Source organism: Indioceanicola profundi (assembly GCF_003568845.1).
GTDB lineage: Bacteria > Pseudomonadota > Alphaproteobacteria > Azospirillales > Azospirillaceae > Indioceanicola > Indioceanicola profundi.
In genome coordinates this window covers 10,704-27,419 of the sequence record NZ_CP030127.1, presented here as the reverse complement: position 1 = coordinate 27,419, position 16,716 = coordinate 10,704, and the positions used below count along the sequence as shown (strand labels likewise).

The 16,716-nt window shown below is 62.9% G+C and carries 12 protein-coding genes; 6 read left to right on the top strand and 6 right to left on the bottom strand.

All coding sequences use genetic code 11. The annotated features are described in order from the left end of the window. Positions 1-2: 2 nt before the first annotated feature. The 6 genes from DOL89_RS16580 to DOL89_RS16550 form a co-directional block, all read right to left on the bottom strand. A complete protein-coding gene (locus DOL89_RS16580) occupies positions 3-1,097 on the bottom strand; it encodes a DegT/DnrJ/EryC1/StrS family aminotransferase (RefSeq protein ID WP_119680510.1) in 1,095 nt (364 codons plus the stop codon). Then, positions 1,094-2,104 (bottom strand): NAD-dependent epimerase/dehydratase family protein, encoded by a 1,011-nt coding sequence (locus tag DOL89_RS16575; protein ID WP_119680509.1) that lies wholly within the window; start codon positions 2,102-2,104, stop codon positions 1,094-1,096. The genes DOL89_RS16580 and DOL89_RS16575 overlap by 4 nt, the downstream gene beginning before the upstream one ends. A 2-nt stretch (positions 2,105-2,106) precedes the next feature. Continuing rightward, complete coding sequence (locus tag DOL89_RS16570) at positions 2,107-2,823, bottom strand: class I SAM-dependent methyltransferase (protein ID WP_119680508.1); 717 nt, start codon at positions 2,821-2,823, stop codon at positions 2,107-2,109. Beyond that, entirely contained in the window at positions 2,820-4,493 is a 1,674-nt protein-coding gene (locus DOL89_RS16565; protein ID WP_162937604.1) for a methyltransferase, TIGR04325 family, read from the bottom strand. The genes DOL89_RS16570 and DOL89_RS16565 overlap by 4 nt, the downstream gene beginning before the upstream one ends. 158 nt (positions 4,494-4,651) lie before the next feature. Continuing rightward, the gene (gene fcl / locus DOL89_RS16555) at positions 4,652-5,644 is read right to left on the bottom strand and encodes a GDP-L-fucose synthase (RefSeq protein ID WP_119680505.1); all 993 of its coding nucleotides are present in this window, start codon (positions 5,642-5,644) and stop codon (positions 4,652-4,654) included. 81 nt (positions 5,645-5,725) lie between these two features. Next, a complete protein-coding gene (locus DOL89_RS16550; protein WP_119680504.1) occupies positions 5,726-6,712 on the bottom strand; it encodes an NAD-dependent epimerase/dehydratase family protein in 987 nt (328 codons plus the stop codon). Between the two features lie 180 nt (positions 6,713-6,892). On the opposite strand from DOL89_RS16550, the gene DOL89_RS16545 reads away from it, so the two are divergent. From DOL89_RS16545 to DOL89_RS16520, 6 genes are all read left to right on the top strand, one after another. Beyond that, positions 6,893-8,116, top strand: a complete 1,224-nt coding sequence (locus DOL89_RS16545) for a glycosyltransferase family 4 protein (RefSeq protein ID WP_162937603.1) — start codon at positions 6,893-6,895, stop codon at positions 8,114-8,116. Positions 8,117-8,303: 187 nt separating this feature from the next. Then, positions 8,304-9,170: an MraY family glycosyltransferase gene (locus DOL89_RS16540; RefSeq protein WP_225890009.1), complete on the top strand. Its 867-nt coding sequence runs from the start codon at positions 8,304-8,306 to the stop codon at positions 9,168-9,170. Positions 9,171-9,329: 159 nt separating this feature from the next. Continuing rightward, entirely contained in the window at positions 9,330-10,754 is a 1,425-nt protein-coding gene (locus DOL89_RS16535) for a mannose-1-phosphate guanylyltransferase/mannose-6-phosphate isomerase (protein ID WP_119680502.1), read from the top strand. Between the two features lie 370 nt (positions 10,755-11,124). Next, positions 11,125-13,083 carry a polysaccharide biosynthesis protein gene (locus DOL89_RS16530; protein ID WP_119680501.1) on the top strand — a complete coding sequence of 653 codons (1,959 nt, stop codon included), beginning with the start codon at positions 11,125-11,127 and terminating at the stop codon, positions 13,081-13,083. Positions 13,084-13,612: 529 nt separating this feature from the next. Then, entirely contained in the window at positions 13,613-15,373 is a 1,761-nt protein-coding gene (locus tag DOL89_RS16525; RefSeq protein WP_119680500.1) for a type I secretion system permease/ATPase, read from the top strand. Further along, entirely contained in the window at positions 15,373-16,707 is a 1,335-nt protein-coding gene (locus DOL89_RS16520) for an HlyD family type I secretion periplasmic adaptor subunit (protein WP_119680499.1), read from the top strand. The genes DOL89_RS16525 and DOL89_RS16520 overlap by 1 nt, the downstream gene beginning before the upstream one ends. The last annotated feature ends 9 nt before the right edge of the window (positions 16,708-16,716 follow it).

The following is a 16,716-nucleotide window of genomic DNA, read 5'->3' as shown; positions in this document are numbered from 1 at the left end:
GCTCAGAAGGAGTTCACCGCGGCAATGACCTGGTGGACCGCCTCGTCGGAAAGGCCCGGGTGGCAGGGCAGGGACAGGCAGGTGGCGGCGTGCCGTTCGGCGTTAGGCAAGCCCTTCGGGTCCCGCGGCAGATGCCGGCAGGGATCCTGCTGGTGGACGGGAACCGGATAATGGATCAGGGATGATACGCCCCGGTCGCGCAGATGCGCCTGAAGCGCTTCACGCTCGTCCGTCGTGACGACGAACAGATGGTGGACATGGCGCTCCGGCTTGGCCGGCCTTGCCAGGAGCCTCACGCGCGGGGACTCGATCCGCTCGTGGTAGGCCGCGGCGATTTCCCGGCGACGGGCGGTCCAGCCCTCGAGATAGGGAAGGCGCACCCTCAACAGCGCAGCCTGCAACTCGTCGAGCCGGCTGTTCATGCCCAGCATGGGATGGTAGTAGCGCACGCTCTGGCCATAGTTGCGCACCATTGCCGCCGTCTCGGCCAACTCCGCCGATGAGGTGGTCAGGGCGCCGGCATCCCCCATGGCCCCGAGATTCTTGGTGGGGTAGAAGCTCCAGGCGGCGAAGGCGCCGAAGGTGCCCGCCGGCTTCCCGTCAAATGCGGCCAGATGGGACTGGGCGCAATCCTCGATCAGATGGATGCCGCGGTCCCGGGCGACGTCCAACAGCGTATCGACCGGCCCGACCTGACCATAGAGATGGACGACCGCGATCGCCTTGGTCCGCGGCGACAGGCAGCGGATGACGCTCTCCGGATCCAGGATGGCATTTGCCGGGTCGATGTCGGCCAGCACCGGCGTCGCACCGGCCCGGAGTACGGCCAGCACGGTGGCGAAGGCTGTCATCGGGGTGGTGATGACCTCGTCGCCGGGGCCGATCCCCAGCGCGCGCATCCCGATTTCCAGAGCGTCGAGGCCGTTGGCCACGCCCACGCAGTGGTCGGCTCCGCAAACCCCGGCCCATTCCTGTTCGAAGCTCTCGACCTGCTTGCCAAGAACGTACCAGCCGGACTCGAACACGCTTCGGGATGCCGCAACCATCTCTTCGCGGAGCTGCGCAGGCTCGCTCCCGAAATCGTTCATCTGGATCATTCAGAAGCACTCCAATAATGCGAATGGTGCGCCTGATAATAGGCGACGGTGCGGCGCAGGCCCTCATTCAGACCGACCTGCGGCTCCCATCCGGTCTGGCCGGAAAATTTGGAAAACTCGCTGTAATAATCTCCGATATCGATGGCCTTCCGCTCAGGCGGGAAGGGAATCAGCTCGTATCGGCCTCCCGGCACCATGGCGGCCAACCGCTCGGCCAGGTTCTTCAGGCCGATCACCTCGCGGCTGCCCAGATTATAGACGCTGCCGAAGGTTCGATCGCTGCTGGCGGCCAGCAGCAGCGCCTCGACGCAGTCATCCACATAGTTGAAGTCCCGCAGTTGCAGCCCGTCACCGAACACCTTGATCGGCTTACCTTCCAGCAGCAGTCGGATCCAGATACCCAGGAAGGTCTGCCGGGCATCCTTGACCCGCATGCCTGGGCCGTATGTGTTCGTCAGACGCAGTGCGCAGGCGCGCAGGCCGTACACATTGTTGTACAGCAGGTGGTACCATTCGCCGGCCAGCTTGTTGATCCCGTTCACATCCACTGGCCTGATCGGGTGCTGCTCGTCGACGGGCAGATAATCCGGCTTTCCGTAGATCTGGCGCGTACTGGCGAAAACGATCCTGACGCCGGGATTGTGCTGCCGGCACGCTTCCACGATGGACAACTGGGCGGCCGCATTGATGTCCAGATCGGTGCGCGGATCGGTCATGGAGTCCATGTGGCTGGTCTGACCCGCGAGATTGAACAGGAAGTCCTGCCCCTGGATCAGATAGCCCATGGCGTGCGGATCCCGCACATCGCAGACATTCACGGAGACTTGGCTTCGGATGTCGTCGATGTTGAAGAGATTACCCCCGTAAAGCGGGATCAGGCTGTCGGCAAGCGTCACGCGCGCGCCAAGTGCCACCAGCCTGCGGGCCAGGTTGGACCCGATGAAACCCAGGCCGCCGGTGATCAGGACGCGTCTGTCCTCGAATGCAGCGGCAACTTCCCGCCTCATGTTCAGACCTTCCGTGCGAGGACCAGTTGGTCCAGATAGAGATCGGGATTTTTCGGCAGCGCCTTTGTCAGCAGCGTGCCAAGGGCCGTGATCGGGGCCATCAACGCCAGTGTGGCAAACAGCCTGACACGTGCGTTTTCCGGAAGCACTTTGAAGATGTACGCATTGACGAGCTGGACAATCACTGAAAAGTCGGTACCGATCTTTTCTTGCCGCTCGACTTCAAAGCCGTGACGTTCAAGTAGAGACTTCAAGCCGAAGCTTGAATATCTCGCGAAGTCGAACGGCTGCTCATGTTCGTCCCAGACAAAGGGAATGGTCAGCAGCAGCCGCCCACCCGGCCTCAGAACACGCCCGATTTCCGACAGGAAGTTCTGCGGATCGAAGACGTGTTCGAGCACCTGATTGCACAGGATCGAATCGAACGAAGCATCGTCGAACGGAAACTGCTTGCCATCATAGTAGAAATCCGCATTTCCAGCGCGTCGGGATGAGGGCGATTCGATCTCGAGCCCGACATATTCGGAGACGCTGAAGAGCTTACGGTAGGGCTTCGATCCGCAGCCGACATCAAGGAGCCTGCCGTCCAGGGCCTTTGCGTTCTCCCCCATGGAACGTCGTAAGCCCCGGCGCGCGATCCAGAATGGATTCAGGAAAATACCTGCGAGCGTTGGATGGAACTGCTGTCTGACATAATAGGATTTGAACCGGGTAATCATATGCTTCGCTCCAGGACCATACTATGGAAGCTGAATGTCAGATCGCCTTGTCGATACGTTCCGTCGCCCGACGTTTCTTCACCGATCAGGTCCCAATCCGCCCCGAGTTCAAGCTTGAGGCGTTGCTCGGAAAAGAGCCAGAACGGATAGGATGCCGGGTATATGGTCGGCGGAACATGTTGGACCAGAACAGTGTCGCTACTGCTTGCAGCATACGGCGTTCTCGCAATGATCAGCGTGCAAGCAGGGGTCCCAGCCAAGTCCTTCAGTACGCTGTATGGTGCGGGAAGGTACTGGAGCACGCTTCCTAATAAGATCACATTGGGGTTTATCGCTTTTGCGCACTCGTCAATGCTGCCGAAGAACTGCAGATTCTCATCCGCGATTTCCTGCTGGCCAGAGGCAACGAAATGTGGCTGCTCGACAACGCCCCATTTCACATTGCGCAGCCTTTTGAGAAATCGCCGATGCTGAAAATAGCTACTGCCGAGCGAACCGCCAAAGTCCAGAACTCTGAGCGACCCACCGTCCCGGGCTGCCGACCACATCAATGCTGAGACGACCGGCCATGCATAGTCGGGGTGATCGAACAGGACGGAATCCCGTTCAAATGCAGCGGCTCCGGTTTGGACCGCCCTCGTGGCAGCAAGAACCTTCTCAAGTATATGCGTTTGGGAGTAGCCGGTGGAATTGCGCTCGGCTTCGGACCATGTGGGAAATGGGCCGGAAAAGCTCGTCGAGCGGCCAGGGAGCAATTGGCGTGCCACACGGCTCAATGCCGGCGGTGCCCAGTCCTTGATCGCGGCACGCAGACGTCCGGCTTTTCTGGATTGCGGCTGCTTGAAAAAGTCGCTGAAAGCCTGCCTCGCCAAAGCAGACTCCTCAACCGGGATGCCGCCGACCTGGACGGGCGCCTCGGCTGGGACAACATCGAACTGGGCTGTCACGCCACAATGCGTGCCGCTCTGATCGTTCCCGATATTATGAACCAACGAACGGCCAGGATAGAGGGTCAGCTTTTCCTGGAGGAACGCCGACGCGTGCCAGCGCACAGCCCAGGAATTATTCCGCCCCGCGATCTGAGCCTCGAGCATTGCAGTGTAGCCCATCGCACCATCGAGGTCGAACCGACGGGTCAGATTGCGATCCTTCAATTCCTTGAGCAGGGCTGCGCCGTCCGGATTGAACAGCTTCCAAGCTCGAGCCCAGGTTGCCCAGCCCCAGCAGTCCGCTCCTCTCAGAAAGAACGTCTCAGGCAAATCCCGTACCGGATAACAGTACCCATGTATGGAGGCGACCCGGTCGTCGGCCTCGTAACAGGTAAGGCCATTATTCATGAAGCGCAGGAAGTTCGGAGACGTGACGAGATCATCTTCGACCACGATCACCCGTCCATGCTGCTCAACAACCTTGGTCACTCCTTCTATGATGTTGTGTGCCAGACCGCGGTTTCGCTCGTGCTCCACCAAGGTGACGGACTGGAATCCCCGAGCTGTCCGAACCACCTCCCGGACAGCCGCCACCGCGGAAGCATCTTGAGGCCCACGCGGGCCATCCGAAAAGACGATCAGATCGGTCTGGTCAGCGAACGCATTGGCTTGAAGCGCGCGCAGCGTGCGAGCGGCATGTAGCGGCCGGGCGTAGACAAACAGAGCTACAGGAGAGGGCATGATAGGCGAACCTGGGTGAGCATAGCCGGACATCGGACTGTCGGAATTTTCCCTGACCCACAATGCATGCCGGATATACCGCGTCAAGGCGGGGACCAATTTGTAACAGCCATCATGCACCGACCCACCGGTACGGCGCTCGGAGGCCTGCTGTGCGGTCACGCTTCACGCATACCGCCGATATTGTTAAGAAACCATCGATAGGTGCTGGCGATGCCCTCATTCAACGGGATTTTCGCCGTCCAGCCGGTGGAGTTTATGCGCGAGACATCCAGGAGCTTGCGCGGCGTGCCATCCGGTTTGCTGGTGTCAAAGGAGAAACGTCCGTGCCAGCCGACGGCGTCCGCGATGGTTGAGGCCAGCTCGGCGATGGTCACATCCTCGCCGGTTCCGACATTGATCGTGTCGTCCTGGGAATAATGCCTGAGCAGGTGGATGCAGGCATCCGCCAAATCATCCACATGTAGGAACTCGCGCCGGGGCGTCCCCGTGCCCCAGAGAACGACCTCGTCCACCCCGTCGATCCCGGCCTCGTGGATGCGCCGGAGCAGCGCCGGGAGCACATGGCTGTTTTGGGGATGAAAATTGTCGTTGGGACCATAAAGATTGGTCGGCATGGCTGAAATGAAGTCGCAGCCGTACTGCCGCCGGTAAGCCTGGCACAGTTTGATGCCGGCGATCTTGGCGATCGCGTACCACTCGTTCGTCGGCTCCAGCGGGCCGGTCAACAAGGAGGATTCCTGGATCGGCTGCGGCGCCAGCTTCGGATAGATGCAGGAGGAACCCAGGAACAGCAGCTTGGCAACGCCGGTCCGCCAAGCGCTGTCGATGACATTGTCGGCAATGGCCAGGTTCTCATGCAGGAACTCGGCAGGATAGGTGTTGTTCGCAAGGATTCCGCCGACCTTTGCGGCCGCGAGGATGACAACGTCCGGCCGGGCATCCTCCATCCAGGTCTGGACCGACACCTTGTCCCGGAGGTCGACCCGGCTGCGGTCCACGGTCAGGATTGTGCAGTCTTCCGGCTGAAGCCGGCGCACAATGGCCGAGCCGACCATGCCGCGGTGTCCGGCGACCCAGACCCGCCGGCCGGCCAAAGAAAAATCTACCAACGTTGCGGCGGCATCTGGGGCAGGGGAAATCTGAGTCATGTGATTATCCGGTCGGATTAGCCAAGCCGCATCTCGCGGCGCTCAACTTATAGCGAGAGTGGGATTTCTGTCCACCCGCCATCACTGTGCTGCCGTTGGATTATATTCCCGCACCGCGAGCGCCAAGCCGTCGGCCACTGACAGCGGCGGGATCCAGTCCAGCCGGCTCCGAGCCAGCGAACTGTCCACCTGCAACGACCCGACGAGGCGTTCCACCTCCGCCGTCCGTCCGGCCAGCCTCCCGAGACTGCGCAGGAGCGCCGTCGGCACGGGGACGAGCCGAGGCGAGCGACCGAGCGCGCGTGCGATCATGCGGACAAGCTGCGGAGTGGAGAGATCCTGCCCATCGTTGGCCAGATAAATCTGCCCGGGTGCCTGGGGATGCGTGACGGTCAGAAGCAGCAGGTCGGCGAGGTTCTGGACCGAGATCATGCTCCGCCGGTTCTGAACCGACCCGAGAGGCAGCGGAACCCCCTTGCCGATGAGCTTGACGAGCCGGGCGAAGTTGCCGGCGGCCCCTGGCCCGTAGACGAGTGGAGGCCGGACGATGACCAGTTCGAGACCGGTCGCCGTGGCGAATTCGCTCAGCTTCCGCTCGGCTTCCAGCTTCGATATGCCGTACGGATCGACGGGGCAGGGGGGGCTATCCGGCCCGAACGGCCGTCCGCCCTCCGCCGGACTCCATGGCGTCTCCTCACCATTCGCCTTGACCGTGCTCACATAGACGAATCGCTTGACGCCGTGGCGCGCTGCGGCGGCGACCATGTGCACGGCCGCTTCGGTGTTGACCTTGCGATAGGCGGCCAGCGGATTGCTTACGGTTTCGGTCATCACATGGACTCGCGAGGCGAGATAGATGATGGCGTCGAGACCGGCCAGATGATCATTCCAATCCGTCTCGGGCCCAAGGTCGCCGACGGCAACCGCGGCAACGCGCGGGTCCAGCGCGCCGGCAGGCTGGCGGCGGACAAAGGCGGTCAATCGATGGCCTCTTTCGAGCGCGTCGGCGACAAGGTGGCGCCCTACGAAACCCGTCGCACCCGTGATTCCGATATTGAGGCTTGGCATCGCCGCGTCACCCCTCTGGATGCGTCTATATCTCGATAGGGGCGCATAACTAGCCGCGCTCCGCCCTATTGGCAATCTCCTGTCACGGCCGGCCTCGCTTTGGAGACAATAAGCGGCTGCCGCCCAGCCATGTTGCACCTGCGGTCACGCCAGTGATATTAGACCTTTCGTTAGTTGGGCGTGGCATCCTACGACCGCCGGAGAAGCCCGCCAATCATTCCTCTCAGGACGGTTGCGATCAAAATGACGTCCAAGCGCACACTCAAGCGCGTGATGCTGTCCGAATTCCTGCCGCCCGATTATGGAGCCGTGGGACAGTACTGCAACATATTCTGTCGGAGAGACGCCCGGGACGGGTTGGATGTTGTCCTTGTCGGTTTCACCTCCGGTGAGGCCCGGACGGACGTGGAAGAGTTCGGGCCCGGCCGCTTGACGACGGTGCGGCTTCACAATCCGGCAGTGAGCCGGCAGAGCCTTCGTGCACGGGCCTTCTGGACGCTTAAGGCCAACATTCGGCTGATCCGCGCGGCGCTGCCGTATATGCGGGACGCGGACGAGGTGCACTTCACCGGCAGCCCGCCCTTCCTGATCCAGTTCATGGTTCCGCTGAATGCGCTGCTCGGGAAAAAGCTGGTCTATCTGCTTACGGATTTCTATCCGGAATTCGTGATGGCGCACCTGAAGCGCGTTCCCCTACCGTTGCGCCTGCTCTTCAAGTTCACAGTCTTCCTGCGGCATCGGGTCAGCCATTTTGAAGTTCTCGGCTTCGACCAGCGGGACCGGCTGCTGGAGGTCGGCATTCCTGAGGAGCGCATCAGTATCCGCCGTGACTTTATCCCGGTCGCCATTGAGGCCGATCAGGAGCCGCTGCCTCGTCCGTCGGGTAGCGAAGGGAAGGCGCTGTTGCTCTATTCCGGCAATCTGGGCGCCGCACATGATGTGGATACTTTCGTCAAAGCGTATGTCCGACACCATAAGGAGGGAAGCGGCCGGGTCGTTCTCTGGCTGAACGCCGTCGGTGAGAACGCAGCCCTCATGCGCGACAGTCTGGAGCAGGCGGGCGTTCCCGTCATCTCATCCAAGCCGGTCCCCATCGAAAAGCTTGCGGCCCTGCTGGTGACTCCCGACGCCCACCTCATCACGCTCAGGGATGAGTATGTCGGCTACGTGCTGCCTTCAAAGACATATGGTTGTATCGAGTCCAGCAAGCCGGTCCTGTATATCGGATCGCAGAAATCCGACGTCCATTATCTCTGCAGCACGCGGATAAAGTCGTCCGGCGATTACCACCATGCCGCGGTGGGCGATGTCGGGCGTGTAATGGAGAGTCTGGAGCAGATTGCCGAAGGGGCCTGCCCACGGAGCGGCGCTTCCAGCCTGTCCGTTGGCGCTGGCTCTGTATAGCAGGGCGGGCCGTTTGATGACTTCTGTGATGCTCAGCCAAGCAGTCCTTCCGTTCTGCGTCTCCGCCGTTGCCACCGTGATCCTGACAGGGTTGGCGCTCCACTATCTCCGTAGGAAGCAGATTCTGGACCGTCCCAACGACCGCTCCAGCCATACTGTACCCACCCCGCGCGGCGGCGGGTGGGGCGTGCTGGGCGGCATCGTCCTGTCCTGGGGCTTGATCCTGGCCGACAGTGCAGCGGGCGACGCCGTGGGACGCATGTTCTGGCTTGCGCCCGGAATCGTCCTTCTGGTCGGAATATCCTGGCTCGACGACCTCAGCGACATGCCAGCATTGGCGCGCTTCGCCAGCCAGTTCCTGGCGGCCGGGGCCGGCCTCATGGCGCTGCCCGATGGCGCTCTGCTGTTCCAGGGATACCTACCGATGCCGCTCGACCGCATCCTGGCGGCGGTGGGTTGGGTCTGGTTCATGAACCTCTACAACTTCATGGACGGAATAGACGGCATCACCGGGGTGGAAACCTCCTCCATCGGTATAGGCGTGGCCGCGGTGCTGCTGTCTGCAGGTCAGTTCGTTCCGCAGGTAGGTCTTGCCATGGCCTTGGCCGGAGCGGGCGCCGGCTTCCTCGTCTGGAACTGGCATCCAGCCCGGGTCTTCATGGGCGATGTCGGCAGCGTGCCTCTCGGCTTCCTGGCCGGTTGGCTTCTGATCGATATCGCCTCGGCCGGCTTCTGGATCGCCGCGCTGCTCGTTCCTGCCTATTATCTCGCAGATGCGACATTGACCCTGGTGCGCCGGGCTGCCAGGGGTGAGAAGATATGGCAGGCGCATCGGCAGCATTTTTACCAGCAGGCTGCACGGCGCCGCCCACACGACCAAGTCGTCCTCCTCATTCTTTCAGTCAATACGTTGCTTATTGGTCTGGCGGTCTGGTCTCCATCAGGAGGGGTTGCCAGTCTGATGCTCGGTGCTGTCCTGGTGAGTCTAATGCTGCTTGTGTTTGCGAGAGGTGCTAGCCTTCAGGACGCATGTAAACGGACCGTAAATAGATAGGATATATTGTCAAGTTTTACTTACCCCGCTTGCGCTGCCGATAACTTTCAGGCAGTTTGCGGTGCAAGATGATAGACGCTGCGTGATGACCGAAGCCATTGGAGTGGGACGGATATGACTATCTCTGTTGACTCGTTGCGAGGACAGGGAGGGCCCGATATGACCGGTTCGGTTACTCCCGTCATCCTTTCCGGCGGTGTTGGTTCCCGTCTTTGGCCCCTGTCGCGGGAGCGGTTGCCGAAGCAGCTCCTGGCGCTGAATGGCCGGCGCACCATGGTCCAGGAAACGGCATTGCGCCTTCAGGACACTGCATTGTTTGCAGCGCCCCTGGTAGTCTGCAATCAGGAACACCGGTTCGCCATCGCCGAGCAGATGTACGGCGTCGGCGTAGCGCCGGCGCACCTAGTGCTGGAGCCGTTCGGGCGGAATACGGCGCCGGCGGCCGCGGTCGCGGCCGAGTTGGCGCTGGCGGAAAACCCGGACGCGCTGATCCTGCTGCTGCCGGCGGACCATGTGGTCCTCAATCCGAAGGCTTTTGGTGAGGCGGTCCGCCGCGCCGTTCCGGCAGCCAGGGGCGGCCGTCTCGTTACATTCGGAATAACCCCGACCGCGCCGGAAACCGGGTACGGCTACATCGAGGCTGGCGCACCGTTGGACGGTGCGCCCGGCGTCAGTGCCGTCGCGAGCTTCACGGAAAAGCCGAAGGCGGATGTCGCGGAAGCCTATGTCAAAGGTGGCCGGCACCTTTGGAACAGCGGTATGTTCCTTTTCCCCGCTCAGCTCTATCTGAAGGAGCTGGGTCGATTGGCGCCCGACGTGCTGGAGATTGCGCGGGCTTCCCTAGCCGCAGCCAAACGGGATCTTGGCTTCCTGCGCCTGGATGCGAATGCGTTCCAGCAGGCTCCGAACATCTCCATCGACTACGCCGTCATGGAAAAGACCGCTCTGGCAGCGGTCGTGGCCTGCGATATCGGCTGGACTGACGTAGGCTCCTGGTCAGCGCTCTGGGAGATCGGAGACAAGGATCAGGACGGAAACGTCGTCCAGGGCGACACGCTGCTGGTCGATACCGAAGACAGCTATGTGCGCTCCGAGCATGGGTTGGCGGCCGTGGTGGGCCTGAAGGACGTGGTGGTCGTTGCGACCGAAGACGCCGTCATGGTGTCGCACAAGGACCGCGCCCAGGACGTCAAACTGGTGGTGGACCGGCTGAAATCCTCGGGCCGTACGGAACACACGGAACACAAGCGTGTGGACAGGCCCTGGGGCTTCTACCAGTCCGTCCATACGGGGGAGCGCTTCCAGGTGAAGCGCCTGTGTGTGAAGCCGGGCCAGAAGCTTTCCTTGCAGAAGCACTTTCATCGGGCCGAGCACTGGATCGTGGTGAATGGCACGGCCCTGGTCACGATAGATGACCGCCAAGTGCTCGTAACCGAGAATGAGTCAGTGTACCTGCCTTTGGGGTGCGTCCACCGCCTCGAGAACCCGGGCAAGGTGATGCTGAACCTCATCGAGGTGCAGACGGGCTCCTACCTCGGCGAGGATGACATCGTGCGGTTCGAGGACACCTACGGGCGCACTTGAGCAATGGGCGGCGCGCTCCGTTCGGCTTGGCCGGCGGGAACCGCAGTCCTGAGTTTATGACCTCGCCGAGGTTGGCGTGATGCCGGCTCACTCGAAGTGAAGGGGCAACTGGAAACATCTATACATCGGCGGCGCACTGTTGCATTGCTGCACGACTCTCAAGATTTGTGCGTGGAACGGTGCCCTTGGGAGCGGACGGCCCTCTGCAAGCTGCTCTAGAATAGATGCTTCCAGCTAGGATGTCTGTCTAACCAGCACACAACTGGTTCACGGAGTCTGGATCTGCTGGGCCGGCCTGCTTCAACTGGCGTATCGAGCCAGCCTCTTGCTGCGGCGCGGGCGGCGGGCGGATTGGGGAGATTGGGGACGAATGAATCGTAATCTGGCGAGTGTCTTCGGACGGCGGGTCCAGGCCTACATTCACGACGTGCTGATGACCGGCCTGGCCTTCATGCTGGCGGTCGAGCTGGTCGTTGGGCCAGGGGCAGTGGCGGATGCCGGAACCTTCTACTGGAAGGCAGGACTGGCCGTTCTGCTGGGCAGCGCCGCATTCCTCCTGAAACTCGGCCTGTACCAGGGAATGTGGCGCTTCGCGTCTTCGCCCGACCTCGTCCGGGTCGTGCGGGCATCCAGCCTCTTGGCGCTCAGCCTTTTTGCCGGTTCCCAGTTGGCAGGCCTTTCGGATCGCCTGCCCGCATCTGTTGCTGCCGTTTTCTGGCTGGCCCACATCGTCCTTCTGGGCGGGGCGCGGTTCATCTATCGGATGGCGAAGGACCGGAAATTCTTCCCCCCGTCGACGATGGCGTCCTGCGAGCAGACGGCCGTTCTGATCTGCGGAACGGACCATTCCGCTGCGAACTTCATCCGGGCCAATCAGGCCCGGCAGCAACAGGCCTACTCCGTCGCGGGTATTCTCGATCGTGGGAGCAGGGAAAAAGGCAGGAGCCTTCTCGGCGTGCCGGTACTCGGTTCCATCCACGAGCTGCCGGAGGTCATGACGCGGCTCGCAGGTCAGAACGTCGTGCCCGAGACTCTGGCGTTGTCCCCTTCCTGGGCTGATGGGAACGAGCTTCCGCTGGCGGATATTCTGGCGTTGGCCGAGCGGTCCGGGCTTCCCGTCGCAAGGCTCCCCGACCCCACGCGGCTGGATATCGGCGCAACTCCGTCCGACCAGTTGAAGCTGAAGCCCATTCCGGTGGAGGCTCTTCTCGGTCGCCCGCAGACCACCCTGGACCGCGCGGCCATCGTGAGCTTGGCCAAGGGCAGATGCGTGCTGGTGACCGGAGCAGGCGGGACCATCGGCGGCGAGCTGACCCGGCAGTTGGCGGCCCTGTCGCCGCGCAAGCTGGTAATGCTTGAGAACGGTGAGTTCAATCTCTACCGCATCGATCATGAAATCCGGAATGCCGCGCCCGACCTCGAGGTGGAAACCATCCTCTGCGACGTGCGTGATCGGGATGCCGTCTTCCGTGTCTTCAAGCGGGTCCGTCCGGAACTGGTCCTGCATGCCGCTGCCCTGAAGCATGTGCCGCTGGTGGAGGCCAACCCGTCCGAGGGGGTGCTGACCAATGTGGTCGGCACCCGGAACGTCGCCGATGCCTGTCGTGCGGTGGGTGTCCGGACAATGGTCATGATCTCGACCGACAAGGCGATCCGGCCGACGAATGTCATGGGGGCGACCAAGCGCGTGGCCGAACTGTACTGCCAGGCGGTTGATCTGCTGGGTGCGAACGCGGCGGCCGAAGGAACGCGGTACGTCGCCGTACGCTTTGGCAACGTACTTGGCAGCAGTGGCTCCGTCGTTCCCCTCTTCGAGCGCCAACTCCAGGCGGGCGGCCCGCTGACGGTTACGCATCCGGACATGCAGCGTTATTTCATGACCGTCCCGGAAGCCGTTGAGCTGGTACTTCAGGCGGCCGCTTACGGTACGGCGCGTACAGAAGACCGCGGGCGCATTTTTGTTCTCGACATGGGCAAGCCCATGCGGATCGTCGATCTGGCCCGGCAGATGATCCGTCTAGCAGGTCTTCGGCCCGATGTCGACGTCCAGATCCAGTTCACCGGATTGCGCCCCGGCGAGAAGCTCTTCGAGGAGATTTTCGATCCTGAAGAGATGCCGACCAAGACCGAGGCGGATGGCGTATTCATCGCTTCGCCGCGCGTGATGGACCCCCAGTTGCTCGCCCGCGCCCTGGACGAGTTGGAAACCGCGGCCGCCAGCAACGACACAGCCCGTATCCGTGTCATTCTTGGTAATCTCGTTCCCGGCTTCGAAAACGGCACCCCCGCGCAGGCTGCTCGCCTGAAGGATCAGGTTGGCGCCGACTAGCGGCAGAACCGCTAACCGCCATCGGCCCAGTCGGCAGAAGGCCATATCAAATCGGAATGCGACCGCAACGGCGCCTCTCCCTGGGAGGCGCCGTTCGGCTATCCCAAGGTGCGAATTTCTCGAACTCCGGTTTGGGCTACGGAGTCAAACCGCCGCCGAACACCTCCATGGCGGCCAATTGGCGCGGAAGCCTGTTAAAGCGCTCATAGCAAGTCCGGCTGCCATTACTTCTACGGGGTGGCATCTTTCGGATATTCGCCGCCGGTTTCGCGCAATATGGCTAAGACGCCGGAATTTGGAACCCGACCGAATTAGGCCGGCAGGGCTGCGGACGCATCACCTTAAACTCGGCCCGACCTGTTGAAGCTTCGGTGACTGCCAGCCATGACTTAGTTTTGTCACGCCGCCTGTCGCGTAGTGTCGCCGTCTGGCAACACTCCATTAACCAAATTCCGTTGCCATTCGACCACAGAGCCGGCAGCCCAAAACGGGTTGCCGCACATTGAACCGCCATGGACGAAAGGTCACCATGAAGACCGTTGCGAAGGGGGAACTGCGGCAAGCCGTTTCGGCATGCCAACCCGGATTCATCGCGGCGGCTGGCTTCAGCTTCTTCATCAATATCCTGATGCTGGTCAGTCCGCTCTACATGCTCCAGGTCTATGACCGCGTCCTGGGCAGTCGCAGCGAGAGCACCCTGCTGATGCTTACGGTGCTGCTGGTCGGGCTGCTGGCTGTCTATGGCGGTCTGGAATATCTGCGTTCCCGTGTCCTGGTCCGCGTCAGCAACCGGATCGACACGGCCGTGACGCCGCGCCTGTTCGATGCGGTCTATGAGCGGTCGCTGCGGGTACCGCAGGCAAGCCGCACCCAGCCGCTGGGCGACATGCTGGCCGTGCGCCAGTTCCTCACCGGGCCTGGGCTTTTTGCTTTCTTCGATGCGCCCTGGACGCCGCTGTTCCTGGTGGTGATCTTTATTTTCCACCCCTTGTTGGGCATGCTGGCCCTGTTCGGCGCCATCGTCCTGTTCTCGCTGGCCCTGGTCACCGAGACCATGACCCGCCAGCCTCTCAGCAACGCCAACCGCGAGCAGATGGCTGCCGGCCAGTTCGCCGAGACCAACCTTCGGAACGCCGAAGTGGTCGAGGCCATGGGCATGCTCCCCTCCATCCGCGAGCGTTGGCTTGCCCGCCACAATCGCATGCTGGCCTTTCAGGCCGACGCCAGCGACCGGGCCGGCGGCATCACGGCGGTGACCAAGTTCTTCCGCATGACGCTCCAGAGCCTGATGCTCGGCGCCGGCGCCTGGCTGTCGATTCAGGGCGAGGTGTCTCCCGGTGTGATGATCGCCTCCTCCATCATGCTCGGCCGTGCTCTGGCGCCGGTCGAACAGGCCATCGGCACCTGGAAGATGCTGCTGGGCGCACGCAGCGCCTGGGGCCGGCTTGAGGAGCTGTTCGCCAAGCTGCCGCCGCGGCTCCAGCCCATGCCGCTGCCGGACCCCCGCGGCGACCTTTCGGTAGAGGGGCTGGTCGCCCTTCCGCCGGGCGGCAGCCAGCCCACCCTGCGCGGCGTCAGCTTTGGCGTGAGGGCCGGGGAAAGCGTCGGCATCGTCGGTCCGTCGGCCGCCGGCAAGTCCACCCTGGTCCGCACCATCTGCGGCGTCTGGCCGGTCTATGCCGGCAAGGTCCGCCTGGATGGGGCCGACATGTCCCAGTATGAGCGTGAGCGCATCGGTCCGCGCATCGGCTACCTGCCCCAGGATGTGGAGCTCTTCTCCGGCACCATCGCCGAGAATATCGCCCGCTTCGGCAAGGTGGATGCCGAGAAGGTGGTGGAGGCGGCCCGGCATGCCGGCGTGCATGAGATGATCCTGCGTCTGGCCCAGGGCTACGACACCCAGATCGGTGAAGGCGGTTCCGTTCTCTCCGCCGGTCAGCGCCAGCGCGTGGCGCTTGCCCGGGCTCTTTACGGCAATCCGTCGCTGGTCGTACTAGACGAACCCAACTCCAACCTCGACGACGAGGGTGAGGCCGCACTGGCCGGAGCCCTCTCCTATCTGCGCGAGATCGGCAGCACCGTGCTGATCGTGGCGCACCGCCCCAGCGTCCTCATGGGGGTCGACAGCATCCTCGTCCTGGGTGAAGGACAGGTCCAGGCCTATGGACCGCGCCAGGAGATCATGAGCCGGTTCGCCCGTCCGGTGCCGGCCGCCGCGGTTGCCCAGGCGGCCCGTGTCGCCGCCCAGCAGTCCGCGCAACAGCCTACCCAGCAGACGGGAGCCGCCTGATGAGCATCCTCGACCTCAAGGCAGCCGACATGATCGGCGAGCCGAAGGTGGACACCTCCTTCCGCAGCACCATCATGGCTGGCACCATCCTGCTCGGCGGCACGCTGGGCGCATTCGGCCTGTGGGCCGGCCTGGCGCCCCTGTCCAGCGCCGCCATCGCCCCCGGCGTGGTCGCGGTGTCCGGCAGCAACAAGCAGATCCAGCATCTGGAAGGCGGGCTTGTGAAGGCTCTCCATGTGCGGGAGGGCGACCGGGTCGCCGCCGGCCAGGTGCTGCTCGAACTGGACCCCACCAAGGCCGCCAGCCAGGTGGAGATCCTGCGCGGGCAGCTGGACAGCACGCTCGCCCTGGAGGCCCGCCTCCTGGCGGAGCGCGACGGTTCCGAACAGGTGGAGTTCCCGGCCTATCTGCTGGACCGTGCGGCGAATGCCGACGTGGCCGCCATCCTGAACGGCCAGCGCACTCTGTTCGAGGCGCGCCGCAATGCCCAGGAAGGCCAGATCACCATCCTGCAGCAGCGCCGCGCCCAGGCGCTGGAGCAGATCGGCGGGCTGAAGTCGCAGGCGGAAAGCCAGGAAGAGCAGCTCATCCTCATCAAGGATGAGCTGAAGGGCCTGAAGGAGCTGCTGTCGAAGGGCTATGCGCCCAAGACCCGCATCCTGGCGCTGGAGCGCGAGGCATCGCGCCTGACCGGCGAGCGCGGCAAGCTTCTGGGCGAGATCGCGCAGACCCAGCAGGTGCTGGGCGAGACCGACCTGCAGATGATCCAGGTGAAGAAGACCTTCCAGGAGCAGGTGGCCACCGAACTGCGCGAGGCGCAGATCGAGCTTTACGATCTGCGCGAACGCATGCGGGCGGCGGAGGACGTGCTGAACCGCACCACGGTGGTGGCGCCGAACAGCGGGCTTGTGGTCGATATGAAGGTTCATACGCTGGGAGGCGTCATCCCGGCCGGCGAGCCCTTGATGCAGATCGTACCCGACCAGGATGAGCTGGTGGTGGAAGCCCACCTTCAGGTCACCGATGTGGACCAGGTCAAGATCGGCATGCCGGCGGATATCAAGTTCTCCGCCTTCCGCCAGGCCACTACGCCGGTGATCCACGGGGAGGTCACCACGGTTTCGGCCGACCGGCTCACCGACCAGCGGACCGGTCAGCCCTATTACGCCGTGCGCATCACCGTGCCGGAGGAGGAGCTGCGGCGGCTGGAAGGGTTGCAGATCATGCCCGGAATGCCGGCCGACGCCTTCATCAGGACCGGCGAGCAGACCCTCTTTACCTACCTGCTCCAGCCCTTCACCCAGGTGGTGGAGCGCTCCTTCCGCGAGCATTGAGGTTGGCCG

Bases quoted from the DNA above. Each gene is read 5' to 3' on its own strand.
- fcl (WP_119680505.1), bottom strand. From the start codon at position 5,644: ATGACTCAGATTTCCCCTGCCCCAGATGCCGCCGCAACGTTGGTAGAT.
- DOL89_RS16550 (WP_119680504.1), bottom strand. From the start codon at position 6,712: ATGCCAAGCCTCAATATCGGAATCACGGGTGCGACGGGTTTCGTAGGG.
- DOL89_RS16565 (WP_162937604.1), bottom strand. From the start codon at position 4,493: ATGCCCTCTCCTGTAGCTCTGTTTGTCTACGCCCGGCCGCTACATGCC.
- DOL89_RS16570 (WP_119680508.1), bottom strand. From the start codon at position 2,823: ATGATTACCCGGTTCAAATCCTATTATGTCAGACAGCAGTTCCATCCA.
- DOL89_RS16530 (WP_119680501.1), top strand. From the start codon at position 11,125: ATGAATCGTAATCTGGCGAGTGTCTTCGGACGGCGGGTCCAGGCCTAC.
- DOL89_RS16580 (WP_119680510.1), bottom strand. From the start codon at position 1,097: ATGATCCAGATGAACGATTTCGGGAGCGAGCCTGCGCAGCTCCGCGAA.
- DOL89_RS16520 (WP_119680499.1), top strand. From the start codon at position 15,373: ATGAGCATCCTCGACCTCAAGGCAGCCGACATGATCGGCGAGCCGAAG.
- DOL89_RS16525 (WP_119680500.1), top strand. From the start codon at position 13,613: ATGAAGACCGTTGCGAAGGGGGAACTGCGGCAAGCCGTTTCGGCATGC.
- DOL89_RS16575 (WP_119680509.1), bottom strand. From the start codon at position 2,104: ATGAGGCGGGAAGTTGCCGCTGCATTCGAGGACAGACGCGTCCTGATC.
- DOL89_RS16535 (WP_119680502.1), top strand. From the start codon at position 9,330: ATGACCGGTTCGGTTACTCCCGTCATCCTTTCCGGCGGTGTTGGTTCC.